Below are 19,862 nucleotides of genomic sequence, written 5' to 3'. Positions count from 1 at the left end.
CCACTTTCATCCTTATTCAGCATTCTTTCTTTTCTTATATCCTCTGATTACCAGTACTTCCATTCCTGCCATGAAAAATGCTATTACAATGTCGATACCAATTCCTGCTTTTTTCCAGTTTTCCATGCCTGTTTTTTCGTGTTCTCCATCATAAGCCCAGCTGCTTACAACTGTATACATGACATTTTTGCATGCATTCCTCATCTGAAGTACAGATGTTGGATGTTCCGAATTGGCTACATTGTTCTCTTCTCCATTGAATGTGGACAACATTGCATCTACTCCATTCGCCAAAGCTGCATCTGCATTCATAAATCCATGACCATTGTTTCGGAAGAAGTCTGTAAGTGCCATTCCCCTGAACCCCCATTCATCTCTGAGAACTGTATTCATAAGGTTACTGCTTTCTCCAGTCCATTTATCTCCAAGGAAACTCCAGGAAACCATAACCGCATTTGCGCCACCCTGTTTTACAGAAATTTCAAATGGTTTCAGATAGATTTCCCGGATTGCCTGCTCATTTGACCAGACACTTACCATCTTTGCATTTCCCTCATACATAGCAAAATGTTTGATATAAGAATAAACTCCATATTTTCTTGCTCCTTCTACTGCTTTTGCTCCCATATTTCCTGCAAGAATTCCATCTTCTGAAAAGTATTCATAGTTTCTTGCTCCAAATGCGGTTCTATGAGTATTCATACCTGGCGCATACCAGCCCTCTGCACCCATTTCCTGACTGATTTTGCCCATGCATTCACCCCAGGCCTGTGCAAGTTCCTTATTCCATGTGGAAGCAACCACAACTTCAATTGGAAATCCAATAGAACCAACTCCTGTAAAGTTGTTATTAATTGCTGCCGGTCCATCGAAATCAAGTGTAGCCACTTTTCCCACAGAATCCATGGCTGCTGTCTGATAACCAGCCATTGCAATCATATTTGCCATTTCATCAACAGTAAGCTGATCCAGAAGTTTTTCCCAACGAGGATCGTTATAATCAGCATCACGCATATCAGCTAATGTAAGTCCATTATCTGCTCCCGTTGTCGGCATTACATCCTCATCATTGAGGTATGTAGTCTTATCAAAGTTGCTGTTCAGATGATATTCAGAAACATATGGCTCACCCAGCTCTGCAGATTCCGGTGCTGCTGTAGCCTCTTCATAATTTGCAAAATGATCTGCACGTGACAGATATGTTATATCTCCTTTTGCATCTTCAAATACATTTATTGCAGCAGTATCATCGGATGCTCTTTTATTTTCTCCCTTATATACTACATCAGCATCTGCGGTATAAGTTTTCTGATCCAGCACAGTGTGTGAATCGCTGTTAATAGAGATTACATAGTCACCTTTTTCAAGAACATATGCTTTTGCATTATTCTCATCATAAGAGGCCATATCTTCTATACTAAATGTAACTGTAACCATCTGAGATTCTCCCGGCTGAAGCAGATCTGTTTTTGCAAACTCGATTAGATTTGCAGAAGATTTTTCAATTCCGCCATTTGTATATGGCGGTTGATAATACACTTCTACTACATCTTTTCCGGCAACATCTCCGGTGTTAGTTACTTCTACATCTACAGAAATTTGTCCGTCTTTTTCCTCCAGTTCACCCATTTTCTGTTCAAATTCTGTGTAACTCAGACCATATCCAAATGGATACTGTACAGTCTTATCGTAATCAATCGCACCTTCCTGTGCAGCTGTTTCATAGTACTTGTATCCTACATAAATGCCTTCCACATAATTGGTAAATGCCGGAGCATACATCTGTGCAGTTCCTGCGTTCATTCCTTCAACGGCCATATCTGCCAGATTTGTATACTCCGTTTTTTCTGCATTATTCCACCACGGAGCAGTCGTCATATCATAAATAAAGGTATCCGGTGTTTTTCCGGAAGGATTGACTTCACCTGAAAATACTTTACCAAGTGCATTAAATCCCACATTTCCTGTTCCAGGGCACCATACAACAGATTTAATCTGAGGATATTCATCTGCGAAACCAAGCTCAAACTGATTTGCTCCATTATAAATCACAATCACATTATCAAAGTTTGAGCAAACCATATCCACCATATCTCTCTCAGTTTGTGAAAGCTGTAAATAATGCTCTCCCTCAGGAAAATCATCATATTCATCTGAATTATTATCATATGCTGCTTTTCTTACATCCATAGGAATATCATTATGACCTTCACCTGCTTTTCTGGAAAGAACCACAACTGCCACATCAGAATACTCTTTCGCACTTTTAATAAGTTCATCACTGTAAGTATCTACAGGTGGCTCCGGTAATGTCCAGCTCTGTTTCTGGATAGACATTTCCGGATTATCTGCACCATAATTGTTATAAAAATCAACCAGTTCCTGGTTAATAGAAAATCCGGCATTTTCAAGTCCCTGATTCAGGCTGACAATATCATACAGATCATTAATTCCACCGGAACCAGCTCCTCCGTAAGCCGGATTAATAGATTCCCAGCCAAAAATATTCAGTTTTTTTGTTTCATTTAAAGGAAGCAGGCTTTCATTCTTCAGAAGAACAATTCCGTCTTCCATAATTTCTTCTGCTACTTTCGCAGCTTCTTCATTTGTTTCATCGCTTAAAGTTCCATTTCCCGTTGCCAGTCCAATCAACGTAGCCATTGGCCCAAAGCAGATCATATTCACGCAGACAACAACTGCAAGAACCATTGCGATCGCAGCTTCTCCTCTTATCAGAAATTTTTTGCCCCTGGACATCCTGCGGCATGCGATCATAATTACGATTCCAATTACAAGTGCAGCAATAATACCGATAATATACGGTTTGCATAATTGTAATACCGCCAGAACATCTTCCATTTCAACACTGATCATTCTCTTTTTTCCTCCTTTGACTCTCTCGTCTTTTTCAGGTATCATTTCCTGTTGGCATTACTATAACATGGTTATTATTTCGTGCCGTTTTTGGCACAAGATGCAGCAAATATGGCACAAAATACTAAAAAAGGTCCACCGGACCTTTTTATCGTATGCTTGGCAACAAAAATACCCAGAGCATTACAATACTCTGGGTAAAAGAATTTTTAATTCAAACCAGTTCTGCTGTACTCCAAATACTACAGAACCATCATATTTTTCTACAGCTTTACGAATACTCTTCAATCCAAAACCATGGTTTTTACTATCCTTTTTTGTTGTTGTAATCAGATCTTCTTCATTTTTGGAAATTTCTGCTTCACAATAATTCTCTATCTTGATAAACACAAATCCTTTTTGAGCGGATACTGTCAGATGGATCAGTCTTTTTTTCGGATCTGGAATCAAAATTACATGTTCAATTGCATTATCCAAAGCATTTCCAAATATAGAACATATATCTGTTACATGCATATGATCCAATAATTTTCCATCTGCCACACAAGTAATCTGTATATGATTTTTTCGACAATGGAAAATCTTAGCTGCCAAAATCGTATCAAGTACCTGATTCCCCGTTTTGCTTATATTTTCAAAAGCAGCGATTTCCTTTTCCATGGAATCAATCCATTTTTTTCGTTTCTCTTCATCTGATTCCGCACGAAGTCCCATTATCTGATGCTTCAGATCATGGTATTTCATTTGTATGAGATCCAGGCTGTCCTGATAATTTCGATATTGATCATACTGGCTTTTCAGCATCACGTTCATTACTGAAAGTTCTTTCTCTGCAACATATTCACTGATCCTGCTCTGATAAGCATGCAGGATTGCAATTCCTCCAAAATCGATCAGTGTTCTGATAGAAAAAATATCTGCACGTTCTCTGCTCGCAAATGGTACATTTTCATTTAAAAAGCTCAGATTACTAAAAGCAAAGGTTGCAACAGCCATGATTGCCGCCGCTGCTACTTCCTTTACTGTCATCTGTTCAAGATAATTCTGCTTCAGAAGATCTTTTTCTAAATAAATATCAATCGTAAAGCAGCCTCCAAAAATAACCATCGTGATCAGAATTTCAACCCAAATGCTCTGATTCCCCCATGTCTGTACACTAGATACCATCTGCCACTGCAGCGAAGCTGCAAACTCAGCAAGAACAAATGCACGGGCACAGCAATAAGCCGCTCCCAGAGGCTTCATATTTCCTCCGACCATAAGAAATCCATACATCATACCTGCAGCGATTATCATACAGGGAATCCACAAAATTTCAGTTACGCTACCTGTCAAAGTCAGAAAGATACTCTGCATTGCCAACATGAAAAGACTGCCTGTAAGAAAATGTACAGATTTCATGTTTTCTTTTTTTAAGATATAAAGATAAACCAGACATGATCCCCACTCTGCTATTGCTGTATAGATTCTTGGAATATCCTGATATAACATAGTATCCTCCATTTCGCATGAAATCATTCCATATTGAGGTTTTGCAGAAGCAGATTCATGAATTCTTTTTTTCTGGTTCTGCTGACAGGTATATGTACATTATGGATCACACAATCAGAACCAACAAATCCCTCTACATGATTCATATTTACCAGATATCCCTTTGCACATCGAAAAAAATTATGTACCGCAAGTTTTTCTTCGAGTTCTTTCATCGTAATTCTTGAACAGTAATCTCCTCTCGAAGTATAATAAATTACATTATGTCTCTGCCCCTCAATAAAATAGATATCTGCTATATCTATTTTTACAACTCCTTCCCCAATCGGAATCGTAAGAAATTCTTTGACCTCAGAGCGCATACGTCCAACTGCTTTGTCCAGTTTCTGCGAAAAAGAAAAGTACTCAACTGGTTTTACTACATAATCCATTGCATCAACTTCATATCCACGTACTGCATATTGAATCATATTTGTAATAAACATAATAATTACTTTTTGATCCATCTGACGGATTTTTTCTGCTGTTGTCATACCGTCCATGAACCGCATCTGAATATCCATCAGAATAATATCAAAACCGCCTCTGTAATTCTCAGTGATATCTTCTCCATCACCAAATACTGTAACCTTTATTGATCTTCCCCTTTCCGTTTGATATTTTCGGATATACTCTGTTAATTGTTTTACGTAAATTTCTTCATCTTCCACAATTGCAATCTGTATCATCCTATACCCTCCACAAGAATTGCATTCTTTGTAACTGTTCAATCACACAATATAGTCCCAGATTTTATTGTTATTTTATAAATAACTTTTGTTCCAGTATATCACTGCTTATTTCTTGCGTCAAGTGGATGTAATATTACAAATTATAGCTGTATAATCTGGTTTTCTTTTATCATATATCCACATTAAATAGAAAGTAGAAATTCTGTTAAGTTTTCAATAGCATCTGGTTTTTCTGATAGTTCTTTCCCAATCAGTCCCTCTCCCATAATACCAGGATCCGCACTAAGAGATACAGCGACTCGACTTGAATTCCATACAGCTTCATACATCATTTCCTGATTCTCTTTTGTTACTTTATTGAGAACGTAATAAAATGGTTTTCGAATACTTTCCGATAATTCCCCGATTTTTTTGGAAAGCTGTAGGGATTCATAAGATGGATCTATGATTATCAATATCAAATCTACACCGTTATCAATTCCACGTCCAAAGTGTTCAATACCAGCCTCCATATCCATTAGCGCAAATTGGTCTTCTGTAAGCCTGAGATTTTGGATAAATTGAGTCATAACAGTTCCCATAGCACAAGAACACCCTTCATTTGCCTGATGAATTTTTCCACTGCTCATCAGTTTTACACCGTCCTTCAGACTATAATAATCTTCCGGTATATCATCTATAGTCCAGGTTTCCTCAAAAAACTGATGAGTAAATTTTGATAACATCATATCATTCAAAACATTTTGCTTACCACCGAAATAGTCTGTAAAATCTCTGGGAAGCTTCATACCTAGCTGTCGGTGTAGACCATAATTAGATTCATCGGAATCAATTACCAAAATTTCTTTTCCTCGTCTGGCTAAAGCCTTAGCCAAAAGACTGGTTACTGTACTTTTTCCACATCCACCTTTTCCGCAAACTGCTATTTTCATCTCTATATTTACTCCTTTTCTTTTTTCTAAATAATAAGCATTACATATGACCATACTTCAAACTGTTTTCGAAAAATAATTAAATTAATATAATGTCTATTTTGCCATTACATCAAATATCTCCTTAAATGCTTCTTACTCCACTTCCTCCAGTTCTGTTCCTTTCGGAAGAATATATCCGCAGTTATCACATACTCCGTCCTCTGCAAGTATTCCGTCTTTCACAAAGGCTTCAATGCCTCCCGGTTCATGACAGCGTGGACAATCTAATTCCCGTATCTTTTTCTGATTTCTTACATCCTGGCAATTGGCAAATTCAATTTTACCCATAGTGATTCCTCCATTTTCATTCCATATCAATTTGTCTTCGCAAAAAAGTTCCTACCATACGGGAAAAATTGCTGATATTACGAATATAAGCAAAGTCTTTTCCATAGATTCTCTTTTCCACGGAGAGTTCTTCTTCATTCCCTACAAAAATACCAATTACGAAAATTCCCTGATTTCTGGCCCGACGCACCTCATATGCAGTATCTTTCACAGCTCCTTCTCCGTCATAGATCCTGGGCTGGCGGGTTCCTGGTCGTTGTATGCTCATATCACAGGGTTTTCCATCACTTAATACGATTAAAATCTTATTTTTTTCCGGTCGCTCCACGAGAGAGGAACAGACAGTTTTCAATGCAAGCCCGTCTCTGTTATTGGCATATGCCCGAAATTGAAAGATTCTTTCATTTGTTTCCCTTGGATCTTCATAATCCCGAAATCTCTGAAGTACTGTATATCCCCAGAAAGCACAGTATCCTGTCACCCGATGAGGAATTCCTGCCTGGCTTAATGCTTCACTGATAATATATCCCTGTGCCGCTACCTGAGGCTGTCTGCCAGCCTGGGAACCACTGGAATCAATCAGGACGTCTATTACAAACTCAGAATCTTCTGATCTCTTTTTTCTATTAAATAACTTGTCATCGTCTGTTCTTCCAATTTTCCATAACCGTTCTGGAACAAGCTGCCCTGCATCAGATCTGCTGACAAAATCATCCTTTCGGATTATAAATGCCCGTTTCAGTGACTCTGCCAACACAGAAATATTTCTTTTGATGATCCAGTGATTATTTCCATAATAGGCTTTATTTTTTTCAAACTGCAGCTGAGCAAAACGGTATTGATTATTTTTTATCACAGGGCTCTGTAAAATTCCATCTGTAAGATACAGGTTACAGTTTTTGTGGATTCCTGTACAGATTTTCCGGTTGACTCTGGCCTGCTCCGATTCACTTAGATACGATTTTCCGTAATTCAGTTCCACATATTCCCGTATCCGTCGCACTGCCTGTGGATTTATATTCTCCGGGCTTTCCGGAACTTCTTCATTTTCCGGCGAGAAATAAGATCTTTTTTTCTTTTTGTTTCTGATATCCAGACTCATCATCTTTTTTTTGAGATTAGAAAGATATTTTTGAATGATGTCTTCCATCTGTTCATCTGTCATGCATTCTTGCCACGCGTCATTGGCCAATGCCATATCCGGTAAATTCAGAATCTTCTCCAGATTTCCATTTCTTTTTTCAAAAAAGGGATCCAGAACATGATTATAAATCTCATCTATCACGTTTATGACATCTTCCGTATTTTCCGCATCCTTCAGAGAAAGAATCTTGTACAATGCAATCTCTGTCTGTGGATTCACTCCCTTATCGTCTGTGTTTTCCAGAACATGCCTTATATACAGAAGCCTAATCCTGTGAATCAGGTCTGTTCCAGCTTTGTCTGATACCTGCTCTTCCTCTGCCTTTTCCAATTCTCTGAACGCCTGTTCTCTGATTTCCTTTGTTCCCAAACGTTCTCGAATGATAAAACGATTCACTGCAGCATCCATACATAATCCAGCAAGAGGCAAAAGCATATCTTCTCCAGCAGAAAAATGTAATTTTTTCATCAAATACATGCCAAGTTTCTTCTGATCAAAATATCGTGCAAAGGCACCCTGCTTCACTGCCTCATACAGAACCGTTTGTTTTGAATAAACATATTTTTCTGTGTCCGGTTCAAATTCCGTATCATAATCACCACTGACTGTCCAAAAAAGATTTCTGATACGATTGCTGATTTCCAGACGATGTTCTTCCAGTTGTTCCGCCGGCCATCTGACATCCTCCATACAAGTTTACCCCCATATGTCTTTTCCGGTCCAGGAAGATGGGATTCTTGTAGAAACCACATCTTCTACGATTTCTTTTTCAAATACATCAAAACTTTTATTTATGATCCCCATCCGAATTGCATCAATTGGAGAAAGTCCGCTTCTTGTTGCTTTTACAGCAGAAACCAATCCTCTCAGGTCAAGAGATTTTGTTGAGATTTCTCCATGATAAGCTTTGATCTGCAAATCCAGAAACAGTCCTGCAAAAGCTTTCAGTGCACTTTTTTCCCCATCTGGAAAATGTTGTCTTAATACAAAAAGGACACTGTCCTCATCCATTTCAGGCATATCAATTACCATAAACCTTGAAACCAATGCTTCATTTAGCTCTCTGGTACCTGCATAACCATAATTCATCGTGCCGATAAATCGTGTTGCCGGATGAAGTAAAATCCTGTTATATCCTGGAATATCGATTCTTCGCCGATGATCCAGTGTGGCATGCAGTACAGAAACCGCATCATTTTTTGCCATATTGATTTCGTCCAGAATTCCAAATCCTCCAAATTCCGCACATTGGTAGATGGGGCCTTTCCGAAGGCGAACCTCATTATTTATAAAGGTATCCGTTCCAATCAGATCGGCACTGTCCGTATTTACATGAAAAGAAATGTCGTATTCCGGTCTTCCGAATATCCATGCCAGTGTCTCACATAGTACATTTTTTCCTGTAGCTTTCGCACCGGAAAGTAACAGGTTATCTCCCTGAAGAAGTGCTGCTATTGACATTTCCAGAATCTTTTTCCCATAAAATAGGATATCCGGTTTTTCTACCCGTTCTTTTACCTGATTCTCTACCTCATAACGCATGTGAAAATCTCTCAGTTCTCCAATCAGTTCCTGCGCTATCTTCTGGTCTTCTAAATATTTTTCTATTTCTGTCCAATGATTTCTCATGAAGATTTTCCTTTCTTTGCAATTGGTTATACCAAATCAGATAATATTTCTGCTTACTCAAAATCATATCCAGTAAGCAGCACTGATACTGTACTTTTTCCACAGCCACCTTTGCCACATACTGTAATCTTCATACTTTCAATCTTCCAACTCACAATCCTAACTTCTTTACAATTTCTCCCAGTGCACTTCTTACAGGAGAATCTTTCGGAAGCCGTATGATCGGCTTTCCATCACAGTCATACTGATATACCTGGTCATCATGTGGTACAACGCCTAACAGTTCCAGTCCCTGATTTCGGATTTCTTCCAGAGTTCCGGCATCCAATTTTCCATCTGGAACACGATTCACGATTAATCCCGTTTTCTGTGGTTTAAAGTTTAATTCATTCATCAGCTTTGCAATACGTCCGGCTGCCTGAACACCTCTTCTGGAACAGTCACTCACAAGAATCGCAACTTCCATCATTGGCAGGATTCCTCTGCTGATGTGTTCCATACCCGCTTCGTTATCAACCACAATATATGGATAATGGCTTTGCAGTTTCTGAACCTGGGTCTGTACAAGACCATTTACAAAGCAATAGCAGCCCTGTCCCTGGGTTCGCCCCATTACCATCAGATCATAATCATCTTCTTCCACAATCGCATCAGAAAGACGCATTTCCAGATATGCCTGCTTCGTCATACCGGATGGGATCTGATATCGTGGGTCAACTCCTGCACGTTCAATCTCTTCTCTCAGTTCTCCGAGTGTAATCTCCGGTTCAACGCCGAGCACTTCATTCAAATTCGCATTTGCATCTGCATCTACAGCTAAAACCGGATGTTTTCCATTTTCACATAAGTATTGAATCAACAACCCACAAAGGGTTGTTTTCCCTACACCGCCTTTTCCTGATACAGCAATTACATGTCCCATATTTTTCCTCCTAAAATTCTGAACAATCTGTTGACTTTTTACTTAAGCCTCATTATAGTTGTCATTATATAAATTACAATAATCAATCTATAAAATCTGTTCTGTTCCTCAACACATCCCAAAAACTGTTGAGAAATGATACATTGTAAAGCATACATTCAATGGAGGCCATTATGTCGGAAAAAACAAGCAAGCAAGACCGCCGTACTAGATATACCAGGCAAAGCATAAAGGAAACTTTTTTAGAATTATTAAAGCAAAAAAATTTCACAAAAATCACGGTCACTGAAATCTGTAAAATTTCTGAAATAAACAGAGGTACTTTTTATCTGCATTATTACGATATCCATGACGTGTTGGAAGATATTTTAAATGATATAACACAGGATATGAAAACAACGGTAGAACATTTATTTTGCCCAAACCAGAAAAACTGTTCCTATCCCTTCTGCCAAAAGATTCAGATGGAAACAAAATACAGATCTCTGTTTCTGGATGATACAATTGCTCCCATTCTTCTGGAAAAAATAGCAGAAAATACAAAAGAAGGCTATGTGACCTGGCTTATGTCACACAGCCTCCTGACCTTTGAGCAGGCAGAATCGGTTTTTTATTTTCAAATGAATGGCTGTCTTTCCATCAACAGACTGATGCTCCGCAATCACTGTAATGACTGGAAACAGATTCAGACAACAATTGACAAATTTATCAAAGCCGGACTGGAAAGTTTTCTGATTCATGATCAAAGGGAAGAAAATGCTTCCGATAATTTTTGCAACAAAATTTCTCCAACTGTTACTGCATCTTCTACACTTAGATAATGATCGGCATGATCCTGAAGAAATATTTTTCCAGATACAGGAAATTCTTCATCTGCAAACCATATCTTTAAAGTTACCGGATATCTTGGCAGAACTGGAAAAACAGCACACAGATCCGCCGTTGTCTCTGTGAATTCTGCACCCAGACTTGTACATGCTTTCTGAATTTTCTCAGGATCTTTATCCCGCAAAAGCTTTTCCAGTTTCTGCTCTGCTGTCCGGTCAAACTTGGTTCCCCGGATCAATCCATCTTTCAGGTTACCAAAAGTAATGAGCTTCTGTGAGCCTTCTGTGCCATCGGCCATATCCAGATAATGCAGCAATGTCAGATAATGCCATTCATCTATGTCTGAGTTAATATAGAATTCAGGAAGTTGAATTTTAATCGTTTCATAAAAACTCATTATCTCAAGGACATTTCGGCTGCTATAAAAAACAGCCCCGCTTTTTGCAGCAATCTCCTCTCCGGAACGATTTTGTAACCGTTTTACTGCTGCCTGCAACATTTCCTGAAATGCACGATTTTCTGTTTGATTTTTGTATTCCATAAGCTCTCCTTTGCCGTAAGTTTCATTACTGTATTGACTTTTCCTTTGATCCCCATTATAGTTGTAATTATATTATTTACAATCATCAAAACATTAAAAAATGTATAGTTTCTCAACACATTAAAAAGAACTGTTGAGAACTTAGGATGTTTTAAACAAACCAGAAATATTTTCACCCCAAAAACGTGAAAACAAGATCATTATATCATACTACAAGGAGTTTCTTATCATGAAATACTCAACGAAATTAAGTGATACTGTTCATGTGATGGTTCTGATTGCTATCAACCAGGAAAAATCCCTCTCCAGTGCCTCAATTGCAGAAAGTGTCCATACAAATCCCGGCTTTGTACGCCAGCTTATGTTAAAACTAAAAAAAGCGGGACTTATGACCAGTGTAGCCGGACATGCCCGTCCTTCTCTTTCAAAAACAGCAGATCAGATTACATTGCTGGATATTTATAAAGCAGTTGAAGGTGATAAACCATTGCTTCATTTAGATACTCATACCAATCCAGATTGTGGCGTCGGCATTAACATTCAGTTATCTTTGAAGGGATTTTACAATGAAATTCAAAAGACTGCAGAAGAAAAAATGAATACGATTACTTTACAGGATATCATAGATACCTACTATCAGCGGATATCTTCAGAAAATAACTTACAAAATATTATTTAACAGGAGAACACTTTCATGTACCTTCAGCAAATACGAAATGTCACCATTTTTTATATTATGGCAGAAAAAATTTTTAATTGATCCTGTATTAGCTCCAAAAGGAAGTTGGCCTCCTTTTCCTAATTCGATTCGCCAGGCTCAAAATAATCCTCTGGTGAAGCTTCCTGTTCCCGTTGATGAACTGTTAAAAGCCGGAACTAACCGTATGCTAAATTCCGAATTACTCATCATGGGAAAAGAAGATGTATATGAATTATGGAAAGTTGCTCCAAATGCAACTTTAATTGCCAGCCATATGGAGGCTGTAAATCACTGAACCTTATCCAGAAGAGAACTGGCTGTTTTTTCGAGACTGTGAGAAAAAGTCTCAAACGGGCGGAAAACCGCCTGCTCTTGACCTGCCATTCAACAACTGTTATATATAAAACAAGGGTAAGAAGCCTGATTTATTTGCAATTAGGATTATTTTTTCAACTTATATATTTTTCCCAAGTTCATATTCTTTCTTCATTATATTCACATGATCTGCAGCTGTATTTGCCGCATCAATTCTACCGCCACCGACCATGCTTTTTAAAGAAGCCTTTTCAAAACGATCTCCCCAGCCTTGCAACCCCTTATAGGCTTTCTCAAATGCACTTTTCTCTTTTGCTTTCTGCAAATCTTTTAACACTGTTCCTATATCTCCCAAAATAGCAATCCCCTTATCTTCAATGAATTCCGGCAAAAACTGATATTCTGAATTTACGGAGATATAATATGCATCTTTCAAGCTGTTTGTCAGTTCCCAAAACGGTTCCTGTATAAACATCGGTGTCATGCGCCCTACTCCAAGTTCTATAAAGAGAATTTTTCTATCTTTGTTCTTTTGAATGTATTTTGAGATTTTCTCATATTCTTCTTCGTATTTTTTCCCTTGCAGAAAATTCCCATATCCTCTTACCCACGGAAACATTTCCGCACCACAATGAGGGCAGCGAGGAATCAGTTCATCCGGCACCATTGTCCCCTCTCCCATAGCCGCAATCATATCTGCCACAGGTTGTACGGCATCCCATGTTTCATCCTGACAGCACTGAGAACACTGGAAGAAACGATGATCTCCCTGAATCTCACTGACCTTTTCTTCCGGATAAATCTTTACAAACTGTGTATCCTGATTAGTCGTTAAGATATGAAAATCCTTTCCCTGCAAGATTCTATCCAAATCCAGATATGGTTCTCTGATAGGGGCATTTTGTGTAGTATTTAAAAAGGTTGCCACATATCCCCAGTGTTCATTTCTTGTAGAAAACCGATGCATCATGCCGCTAAAAGCACCTTTGAATCCATACTTATCTGCAAATTTTCCAAAATGCTCACGAAAAGAAGGGGTATCACTATAATAAAAGTCACCACCTCCAGCCGCTGATAAACCGGATGCTCCGCCTACTACGATACACTCTGCCTCCTGCACTCTGCGAACAAATTCCTGAATCTGTTCCTCATAAGAAAGTGGTTTTTGTTTACTCAACACTACAGCAGTACCACCGGATGCATAGGTACTATAGTGTCTGGAATAGTTCATTTGTGTTTTCATTACCAAATTTTCATAACAGCTCATTTTTTTCATTCTCCTATCTCACAACTGTAATATCTTTAACCGCTTTACTTAGCCTATCCTTCCCTTTCTGATTCCATCGGCAACACCTCAGCAAAAGCCCGTATTGCATTGCGAATGCAATCATCGCATTCACAGAGTACAACACCTGTATCCTTTCCCTTTAGGTCTTTACATATGGTTGCACCTGAATATTCCTGAAATTTGTTTAATATCTCCCGTGCCGTTATCGCACTTTTCTTCCCCGGCTTTACAATTCCCGCCATCATGGTTGCTCCAATCAATGCACCACAAGTTGCTTCCATACCTCCCATACCTACCGCAAATCCGGATGCAGCATTCGTCAGTATTTCCTTATCAGAATCTGATAAATCGATCATTGCCTTGATAACCGACTGACAGCAATTGAATCCATTATGTTTGTAATATACTGCTTTTTCTTCTCTTGTCATTTTCCTTAGATTTCCTTTCTGATTTCCTTTAACGCTGCCGTAAGATTACCATCCACACCGATGGATTTTTCTTTGATTTCCTCTGGAATGTAAATTTCGCCCTTGTTAAATGTGATATATCTTGCCTGTGGTTCTACTGCTGCAAGCTGCATCAAAGGAGCTTTAATCATCTGATTTCTCCAACCAATGCCAAATTCCAGAATTACCAGCTTCTTTCCATGTAAATTCTGAATAAATTCTTGATAGCGGGCAGCCTTTTCCTTCCAATTTTTCGTTTCTGTAAATGAAGACATCTCACCCCAATTTACTTCCATATCTCCACCGCATTTTGGACATTTCGGCAGTAACTCTTTGGGTACTCTTCCGTTTACTTCCTCTTCTGTCATGGCGAGAACTGCTTTTTGATTAGGATAGACCTCGTCATGACACCTGTTCTTGCACCTCATCTGGGTTAATTTCCCTTCCATTTCAAAAACACGGTCTGCCTCAAAACCTGCCGGCACAAAATGATCCTCCGCATTGGAAGTTACTACGAAATATTCTTTATTCTTTACTAGTGCATAGATGTTTTTCATAATCTCACTCGGCTCATCCTGCATAGCTTTTGCCTTAACAAGTCTGCTTACAAACGCCCACTTTTCTTCTACCTTCATTGGCACTGAAAATCCGTGTAAAACACAGTGCAGTCCGTATTTTTCTCTGAAATCTCCCATATTTTCCTGAAACCATGCGTCATCTGCAAAAATATTATATCCCTCTGCGATAGACAAACCATTACTGGCTCCAATCAAAATACCATCTGCTTCTTTGATGATTTGACTTATCTCTTGATATACATTCATCTTCATCACATTTCCTTTCCCACTATGTTTTCTTTTAAATCCCGCAGGGTTTCTGCCAAATCTCCTGCTATATAAATGCCTTTGTCTTTTATATGCTCTGGAGCTGAGGATTTCTTCTGATTCAGACAGGCATAAAACACCTTTTCATTTTTGTATGTCATTTCCCAAAAAGGAAGTTTAATAATACTGGGTGTCATCTCACCAACCCCCTCCTTTTGCATACACCACTTTATCTCCTTTTTTATATCAGATTCCACACTTTTTATTTCGCTTGACTTTTATTTTTTTACTTGTTAAAATTAAATTTACATCAAGCATTAAAATCATATTATCATGTAAATTTAAAAATTGCAAGAAGAAAATTCGAGGTGACAAATGAAATATTCCACAAAGCTTAGTGACACCATTCATATTCTTATATTTATTGCTCTTGGAGATGACGAACAACTCTCCAGCACAAAAATTGCAGAAAGTATCAAGACAAACCCGGCTTATGTCAGACAGCTTATGGCAACCCTGAAAAATGCAGGCATTGTTGTTAACACACAAGGTCATGCGAATGCCGCTCTTGCAAAATCGGCAGATAAAATCAATATGTATGACATCTACCGAGCCGTAGAGGGCGATAAGCCGCTGCTTCACCTGGACACAGATACCAATCCGGATTGTGGAATCGGTATTAACATTCAATTCGCTATTGGGGACTTCTATCATGAAATTCAAAATATGGTAGATGAAAAAATGAAATCCATTACATTGCAGGATATTATTGATCGGTATTATTTTAAAATCAGGAAAGTTAAAAACCTTTAACTAGAGCGTGTTTGAAAATTAAATATTGCACAAAGGTATAGTGGTTCAGTTGTCAAGACAAAAATCTAAGCTTTTTATAATGAACTGATATATGTAACTAGGTAGGGGAGAAAATCCCCCCTTAGGCTGCATAATCATCCAGTAACAGAATCGGATAATAGCAGGATGCCGGTGTCTGATTATCGAGTGCAGAATGACAACGTTCAAAGTTGTAAGTGTGCACATATTTACCGATTGCCTTCCGTGCTTCTCTGATATTGTTATATTGGGTCAGATAGGCTTCCTCGTACTTGAAGCTCCGGAACCATCGTTCGATCATGCTATTGTCAGCTCACCGGCTTTTACCATCCATGCTTTGACGGATCTGGTTTTCTTTGAGAAAGTTTATGTACTCATTGCTTGTAAACTGACAGCCCTGATCTGAATTCAGGATAACAGGTTTTGCCACCATAAACGCCTTTTTTAACGCAGTTATGACCATTCTGGTATCCAGAGTATCATCGACTTCCCAGCCAACGATACAGCGGCTGTACCAGTCAATCACAGCAGTCAGATACAGGAATCCACGCTTGATGGGGATGTATGTAATGTCGATTGACCATGCCTGATTTGGACGGTCGATAACGGCGTTACGTAGCAGATACGGGCAGACTTTAGCCTGTTGCATATGTTTAGAAAGGTTCATTTTTGGATAAAAGCTTGACGCTCTCAATAAGATTGTCACCGCCTACCTTGATATTGCTGAGCTACACGCCCTTAACAAAGAACCATTTTTTCATTTGATGCGTGAAGCTCTTTTGTTATGGCTTCCAATTGCTCCTGCTGTTGTAAAAGAAGCTGGATAAGAAACGATTTATCAGCACTGTTTAATTGTTCCTCCGTATACTTAACTGCCATAACCTAACCTCACTTTCCTGAGTGCTATTATAGCAGAGCCAACGGTTGTTGACTATTTTTGAATTCTGTCACCTTCGTCATTTTGACGGTGGATAACAGTCATGAATACCTGAAAATAAAAGCCTGGATTTCAGATATTTATGACTGTTATCCACAATCTGAAAAGTTTTGGAATCAGGAGTATATAGAAACTCACAGAAAACTTTCAGGATGTGAATAACTTTAAATTTTATATCGCACAGGATAACCTAACATGGACGAAAATGATTTTATTTTCTGCATTTTGCACAAATCACAAGGAAAATCCAGGATCTGTAATCTCTTCTATTGGGTGTCGGGCAGCAATTTCCAGACCCTGCATCAGCATCTGATACTGGTCTATGGTGATCTCCCGTGCTTCCTCTTTTGTACGGGGCCATCGGAAGTTCCCATTTTCAATCCGCTTGTACAGAAGGAGAAATCCGTCTCCTTCCCAGATAAGTCCTTTTATGCGATCTGTGCGTTTGCCACAAAATAAGAAGAATGTATTCTTATCGTAAGGATCCAACTGGAACTGAAAACGTATAATCCTGGCTAAGCCATCAATTCCTCTGTGCAGATCTGTAAATCCGGTCGCCAGATACACTTTTTTGAACCCAGAGCCATCATTGAACATTGCTGATCACTCCCAAAAGTGTTTTTAGAAATGAGGCAGATGCCTGTTCCGTGATTTCCAAAGTAAGGTGGTTTCTACCTCTGATCACGGCAGCAATTTTATGCTCCGATGTCATATTTACCGGATGGATTGTAGGAGACGGAACTTCTACAAATATTTGTGTCTGCCCCGCAGTTTCCAGGTAAGCCTCACGGACTTTTCGGAGCCTCCAGTAATAACTCGCTTTTGTAATGTTATGCAGCTGACACCATTCATCGATCTTCATTCCTTGCGGACGGTTTTGACAGTCTCTGATCTGATCAGCCCATTCACTCAGACGGGTTTGCTGTGCAACTAAACTTGTGTGATATTTCATGACTCACCTCCTATGGTAAAGTCTAAAAAGTTGAGTACTAAACTATTTGGACTTTGTAGTGATGAGTCTATTATCTCACATTGGATGATTTTGAACAGGTACTTGCTATTTTGCGTTTACCTTTAATCTTCATAACTCTTCAGTTTCCACAGTTCTCCCTTTGATCGGATCAATGCGATATCTTTTTCCAGAAGCTCCCGCTCTTCCGGCGTGATGTCGTTGTATTTTCCCATCTCATAGCGTGGAATATGATACGACAGCTGCTCCAGTACTCTCTCCTCCAGAATGTCATGCTCCACTTCATAAGCTCCGATAGAAATGATCCAGAGTGCTTCCGACGTGCCGATGAGCAGCTCATTATCTTCATCCGTCATTCTGTCGGTAACCTGCCTCACTGTCCAACCAGAATGTTCCATAAAACGCATAGCATCCTCAACGCCTTCTTTATATTCCTGATATGTAAGATCATCTTCTGCTCTCATACTACCTCTTTCTTTTATCCTATAATAATCGATATAATTTTATGTACTTCCTCCGACTGCATCAGCATCCGCATCTTCTCACTTCCATCCTCAACTTCCGGCTTACCACACCTCAGATTATCCGGATGTTCCGACACACAGCAATCCTTATACCAACATTCCCCCATATGCACTCCTTTAACAGACCACTTTTCGTTTTGTGTAAATTCACCTACTAACGACTTCATCACACGTTCTGTAGAATATCTCTTAAAACCTGCTATATACTGCAAAGTCTTCTCGTCATCAATCTTTGACAAATTAATTCTGTGGTCCTCAACTGCAGCCAATACCTCTTCACGAATCTTGATTTTATCTATCTTTCCGGTACCCGTCCATGCCACCAGCTTATCAAAAACAAGAATCAGGTATTCAAAACAAATCATATCCAGAATTATGATCTTTCCTTCTGCCTTATCTGCTATTGATTTCAACATACGATACTTGTTACGAATATCCTGATTATCAACTACATAATCAAATGCGATATAATACTTATCGTCCTCTTTCATGTCTATGTCCGCCAACGCATCCAATAAGCCCTGATTACTTTCTTTACTTTCGACCACAAGGGCATCATCAAAGAAAAGCTGATTGACCAACTTCCAGAAATGGAGTCCAGCACCAGTGTCTTCTGTCCATAAATATTTCATATCATAGCTCCTCTTCCAGTGTTATCCTATTATTGTCAAACTTCAGCACCTTAAAACTCCTATTAGAAACATTGAGACCATCGCAATTTCGTAGGAAAAGCATATATTGATTCGACGGCTCAAAATTAATAAACCTTCTGACCTCATCATTCATCAAATTATCAGCATTATCGACCACAATAAAACTATCTCTGCACTTTTCAATCGACTCTGAGAAATGATCTGATTTGTAATTAAACAATTTTATAGCTTTATATTCATCAGTTAATCGTAAATCTTCTAACATTTCATAAAGCACAGTTTTACCGGTACCACTATCTCCACCAACAAGAGTTATTCTGTCATCAAATTCCAGATTGTATGAAAATGGATCAGCTTTAAATGTAATATTTTTATAAATCATCTGCTTCTCTCCTTTCATACTCCTTGCCCCACCAGGCATTATATCCTCTCCCTCCGGTCACTATATCAGAATCATTGAATCTGATTTGCACATCATCCGGGATATCAAAAAGCGTTGGTCTGGACATATAAATCTTTATATTATCCAGAGTAAAAATAATTTCAAGCACATTCGGACCACATTCTTCTACATTCACCACCTTATCAGGATGCTTTACAATATTAAGTAATGTCTTGCATCCGGATGACAAATTACGGATTGTACCTAGTCCATATTTTGTTTCAATGTGCTTATCTGGTGTCAACCTTGCCTCATCCACTTGCTGAATGAGATTTATTTCATTTTGAGACATTTCTTCATTACCTGTATTCAAATTGAAATACAAGTCGTTTTGAAGAATCCAGTCCTTTGATTCTTTTTTATCTGTATATATATCTATCATTTGATGTCACTCCTTTTCCACGCAAAGATATCTCTAAAAGATATTTTTGAAGTGAACTACCCATTGTCTAAAGCCAATGGGCTTCCTGCTTCGCAGACCTCGTAACCTACTATCTCCACAGGCGTTCA

26 protein-coding genes are annotated in these 19,862 nt (G+C 38.7%); 3 read left to right on the top strand and 23 right to left on the bottom strand.

Going from position 1 to position 19,862, the window contains the following annotated elements:
- Window positions 1-12: 12 nt before the first annotated feature.
- The 10 genes from LKD42_RS06530 to LKD42_RS06485 form a co-directional block, all read right to left on the bottom strand.
- Window positions 13-2,874 (bottom strand): glycoside hydrolase family 3 C-terminal domain-containing protein, encoded by a 2,862-nt coding sequence (locus LKD42_RS06530; RefSeq protein WP_248835178.1) that lies wholly within the window; start codon window positions 2,872-2,874, stop codon window positions 13-15.
- A gap of 183 nt (window positions 2,875-3,057) precedes the next feature.
- Complete coding sequence (locus LKD42_RS06525) at window positions 3,058-4,170, bottom strand: ATP-binding protein (protein ID WP_248835177.1); 1,113 nt, start codon at window positions 4,168-4,170, stop codon at window positions 3,058-3,060.
- Between the two features lie 218 nt (window positions 4,171-4,388).
- Complete coding sequence (locus LKD42_RS06520; RefSeq protein ID WP_248835176.1) at window positions 4,389-5,093, bottom strand: LytR/AlgR family response regulator transcription factor; 705 nt, start codon at window positions 5,091-5,093, stop codon at window positions 4,389-4,391.
- Window positions 5,094-5,278: 185 nt separating this feature from the next.
- Window positions 5,279-6,028, bottom strand: a complete 750-nt coding sequence (locus LKD42_RS06515; protein WP_248835175.1) for an ATP-binding protein — start codon at window positions 6,026-6,028, stop codon at window positions 5,279-5,281.
- A 135-nt stretch (window positions 6,029-6,163) separates the two neighbouring features.
- The gene (locus LKD42_RS06510; protein ID WP_248835174.1) at window positions 6,164-6,358 is read right to left on the bottom strand and encodes a hypothetical protein; all 195 of its coding nucleotides are present in this window, start codon (window positions 6,356-6,358) and stop codon (window positions 6,164-6,166) included.
- Between the two features lie 16 nt (window positions 6,359-6,374).
- The gene (locus LKD42_RS06505) at window positions 6,375-8,192 is read right to left on the bottom strand and encodes a cobaltochelatase CobT-related protein (protein WP_248835173.1); all 1,818 of its coding nucleotides are present in this window, start codon (window positions 8,190-8,192) and stop codon (window positions 6,375-6,377) included.
- Between the two features lie 6 nt (window positions 8,193-8,198).
- Complete coding sequence (locus tag LKD42_RS06500; protein WP_118051303.1) at window positions 8,199-9,131, bottom strand: AAA family ATPase; 933 nt, start codon at window positions 9,129-9,131, stop codon at window positions 8,199-8,201.
- Window positions 9,132-9,282: 151 nt separating this feature from the next.
- On the bottom strand, window positions 9,283-10,053 hold the full coding sequence (locus LKD42_RS06495) for an ATP-binding protein (protein ID WP_147632660.1): 771 nt from the start codon (window positions 10,051-10,053) through the stop codon (window positions 9,283-9,285).
- A 569-nt stretch (window positions 10,054-10,622) separates the two neighbouring features.
- The gene (locus tag LKD42_RS06490; protein WP_248835172.1) at window positions 10,623-10,793 is read right to left on the bottom strand and encodes a hypothetical protein; all 171 of its coding nucleotides are present in this window, start codon (window positions 10,791-10,793) and stop codon (window positions 10,623-10,625) included.
- A 2-nt stretch (window positions 10,794-10,795) separates the two neighbouring features.
- Window positions 10,796-11,422, bottom strand: coding sequence for a DUF3786 domain-containing protein (locus tag LKD42_RS06485; protein ID WP_248835171.1), 627 nt, complete (start codon window positions 11,420-11,422; stop codon window positions 10,796-10,798).
- A 229-nt stretch (window positions 11,423-11,651) separates the two neighbouring features.
- On the opposite strand from LKD42_RS06485, the gene LKD42_RS06480 reads away from it, so the two are divergent.
- Entirely contained in the window at window positions 11,652-12,101 is a 450-nt protein-coding gene (locus tag LKD42_RS06480; protein WP_248835170.1) for an Rrf2 family transcriptional regulator, read from the top strand.
- A 37-nt stretch (window positions 12,102-12,138) separates the two neighbouring features.
- On the top strand, window positions 12,139-12,417 hold the full coding sequence (locus tag LKD42_RS06475; protein WP_248835169.1) for a hypothetical protein: 279 nt from the start codon (window positions 12,139-12,141) through the stop codon (window positions 12,415-12,417).
- Between the two features lie 159 nt (window positions 12,418-12,576).
- Here LKD42_RS06475 and LKD42_RS06470 read toward each other — a convergent pair whose 3' ends face one another.
- From LKD42_RS06470 to LKD42_RS06455, 4 genes are read right to left on the bottom strand one after another with little or no spacing between them, the layout of a single operon-like run.
- On the bottom strand, window positions 12,577-13,704 hold the full coding sequence (locus LKD42_RS06470) for an SIR2 family NAD-dependent protein deacylase (RefSeq protein WP_248835168.1): 1,128 nt from the start codon (window positions 13,702-13,704) through the stop codon (window positions 12,577-12,579).
- A gap of 53 nt (window positions 13,705-13,757) precedes the next feature.
- Window positions 13,758-14,153, bottom strand: a complete 396-nt coding sequence (locus LKD42_RS06465; protein ID WP_147611861.1) for a C-GCAxxG-C-C family protein — start codon at window positions 14,151-14,153, stop codon at window positions 13,758-13,760.
- 5 nt (window positions 14,154-14,158) lie between these two features.
- Window positions 14,159-15,001, bottom strand: a complete 843-nt coding sequence (locus LKD42_RS06460) for an SIR2 family NAD-dependent protein deacylase (protein WP_248835167.1) — start codon at window positions 14,999-15,001, stop codon at window positions 14,159-14,161.
- Window positions 15,001-15,192: a hypothetical protein gene (locus LKD42_RS06455; RefSeq protein ID WP_248835166.1), complete on the bottom strand. Its 192-nt coding sequence runs from the start codon at window positions 15,190-15,192 to the stop codon at window positions 15,001-15,003. Before LKD42_RS06455 ends, LKD42_RS06460 begins: the two co-directional genes overlap by 1 nt.
- A gap of 178 nt (window positions 15,193-15,370) precedes the next feature.
- On the opposite strand from LKD42_RS06455, the gene LKD42_RS06450 reads away from it, so the two are divergent.
- Window positions 15,371-15,808 carry an Rrf2 family transcriptional regulator gene (locus tag LKD42_RS06450; RefSeq protein WP_028087392.1) on the top strand — a complete coding sequence of 146 codons (438 nt, stop codon included), beginning with the start codon at window positions 15,371-15,373 and terminating at the stop codon, window positions 15,806-15,808.
- A 121-nt stretch (window positions 15,809-15,929) separates the two neighbouring features.
- Here LKD42_RS06450 and LKD42_RS06445 read toward each other — a convergent pair whose 3' ends face one another.
- The 9 genes from LKD42_RS06445 to LKD42_RS06405 all read right to left on the bottom strand — a co-directional run bounded on the left by LKD42_RS06445 (window position 15,930) and on the right by LKD42_RS06405 (window position 19,734).
- Complete coding sequence (locus tag LKD42_RS06445; RefSeq protein ID WP_248835165.1) at window positions 15,930-16,127, bottom strand: integrase core domain-containing protein; 198 nt, start codon at window positions 16,125-16,127, stop codon at window positions 15,930-15,932.
- Window positions 16,128-16,139: 12 nt separating this feature from the next.
- Window positions 16,140-16,475, bottom strand: a complete 336-nt coding sequence (locus tag LKD42_RS06440; RefSeq protein ID WP_248835164.1) for a DDE-type integrase/transposase/recombinase — start codon at window positions 16,473-16,475, stop codon at window positions 16,140-16,142.
- Window positions 16,476-16,564: 89 nt separating this feature from the next.
- On the bottom strand, window positions 16,565-16,705 hold the full coding sequence (locus LKD42_RS06435) for a hypothetical protein (protein WP_248835163.1): 141 nt from the start codon (window positions 16,703-16,705) through the stop codon (window positions 16,565-16,567).
- A 292-nt stretch (window positions 16,706-16,997) separates the two neighbouring features.
- Complete coding sequence (tnpB, locus tag LKD42_RS06430; RefSeq protein ID WP_248835162.1) at window positions 16,998-17,360, bottom strand: IS66 family insertion sequence element accessory protein TnpB; 363 nt, start codon at window positions 17,358-17,360, stop codon at window positions 16,998-17,000.
- Window positions 17,350-17,715, bottom strand: a complete 366-nt coding sequence (locus tag LKD42_RS06425; protein WP_248835161.1) for an IS66 family insertion sequence element accessory protein TnpB — start codon at window positions 17,713-17,715, stop codon at window positions 17,350-17,352. Before LKD42_RS06425 ends, tnpB begins: the two co-directional genes overlap by 11 nt.
- A 122-nt stretch (window positions 17,716-17,837) precedes the next feature.
- Complete coding sequence (locus LKD42_RS06420; protein WP_248835160.1) at window positions 17,838-18,197, bottom strand: hypothetical protein; 360 nt, start codon at window positions 18,195-18,197, stop codon at window positions 17,838-17,840.
- Between the two features lie 14 nt (window positions 18,198-18,211).
- Window positions 18,212-18,889, bottom strand: coding sequence for a hypothetical protein (locus LKD42_RS06415; protein ID WP_248835159.1), 678 nt, complete (start codon window positions 18,887-18,889; stop codon window positions 18,212-18,214).
- A gap of 1 nt (window position 18,890) precedes the next feature.
- The gene (locus tag LKD42_RS06410; protein ID WP_022118430.1) at window positions 18,891-19,292 is read right to left on the bottom strand and encodes an ATPase; all 402 of its coding nucleotides are present in this window, start codon (window positions 19,290-19,292) and stop codon (window positions 18,891-18,893) included.
- A complete protein-coding gene (locus LKD42_RS06405; protein ID WP_022118431.1) occupies window positions 19,282-19,734 on the bottom strand; it encodes a DUF4869 domain-containing protein in 453 nt (150 codons plus the stop codon). Before LKD42_RS06405 ends, LKD42_RS06410 begins: the two co-directional genes overlap by 11 nt.
- Window positions 19,735-19,862: the final 128 nt, after the last annotated feature.

The sequence above is a fragment of the Hominisplanchenecus faecis genome, from assembly GCF_020687205.1.
Classification (GTDB): Bacteria; Bacillota; Clostridia; order Lachnospirales; family Lachnospiraceae; genus Hominisplanchenecus; species Hominisplanchenecus faecis.
Note: the sequence above shows the minus strand (reverse complement) of the source record. Positions and strands in the feature narration are given on the sequence as shown.